At 44.5% G+C, this 1,117-nt stretch carries 1 protein-coding gene and 1 pseudogene; both read left to right on the top strand.

Going from position 1 to position 1,117, the window contains the following annotated elements:
- Positions 1-729 (top strand): annotated as a pseudogene (locus tag HC733_RS22355) (hypothetical protein); the annotation flags it as partial.
- 2 nt (positions 730-731) lie between these two features.
- A partial coding sequence (locus HC733_RS22350) for a hypothetical protein (RefSeq protein ID WP_203219234.1) occupies positions 732-1,117 on the top strand: 386 nt, incomplete at its 3' end.

Genomic DNA, 1,117 nt, shown 5'->3' with positions numbered 1-1,117 from the left:
GAGCAAGTGTGCAGGCTTTTGCTTACGAGAACCGATGAAGATAGAAAGGTTCAAGGTGACTTAACCATTAGTTATGTACACCCTCGCACTAAATCAAAACTGGTCTACGACCTCGCTGACTTACAGCATATTAGTAATGGGATCAAAGTAACGGTTAGCCCCATTATTGTGGGGGACTCACCTGATTTACTCGTTGGTGTTAAGACACCATTGGGCGAAGTGGTGTATCACCAAGTTCAGCCTATTGAATTTGATGTAAGTGGCTTTAGAGCTGATGGGCCAGTAATTGGCGAAGAGCATGAACGCCATGCTGATACCCAAACCCAAATAGCGTCAAAAGAAGCGGACCGTTTAGCATTCCCCAACATGAATGACGAAGAGATTAAGAAAGCTAAGAAGGCCAAACTCGCGCCTTTTGAAGGCCGCTTGGTTGCGCATTCACATCTTAAAGAGGTTGAACATGAAACTAGGATCACACCTAAAGGAGAAGCAATCTCACCAGATAGCCCAATTGCACAGCAGATAACCGAAGCGCCGAAGCGAAAAGGCAAAGTACTGGACTCAATCGACTTACGCATGATGGTTGCCCAACGCTTGGGCCGACCATTACGAGTAAACGAGATTGATTGGTTAGCAAATCAGGAAGTTGTAGAAACGGAAGTAAACAACATTGTGGAGCAGTTGCATATGGGCATAGCGGAGACCCCAGTGCTGAAAATAGCGAGATAGCAGTGAAAATAACAAAGCTTAGCCATGTTTTAGATGTACTGGGAGTTAAGCAAGCCCAAGTAGTAAAGGCAATAAAGGCTAAAGGATTGACCTTTAGCCCCGCAAGTTTAAGCCGTGTATGCACACATGCTGAATGGCCAAAAACCTGCGATGTCAAAGCCGTGCAAACGGCAATAACAGAGTACTTAAGAGGCGTTGGTGCGTCTGAACCACAAGTAATAGATTTATTTTGCTGGTACGAGCCAAGCCAAAAAGTACACCAAGAAGTTGATTATGAAGACCCGGAGCCTGAAATGTTAACCGCCAATGCAAAGAAGTTTTTTAAGTTACGCCGCGACCCATTTGAAAATGAAATTGCGTGTGAAGACGATGTATTTTTAATTGAGTC

This window comes from Pseudoalteromonas sp. S16_S37, from assembly GCF_014694405.1.
Taxonomy (GTDB): Bacteria; Pseudomonadota; Gammaproteobacteria; order Enterobacterales; family Alteromonadaceae; genus Pseudoalteromonas.
Note: the sequence above shows the minus strand (reverse complement) of the source record. Positions and strands in the feature narration are given on the sequence as shown.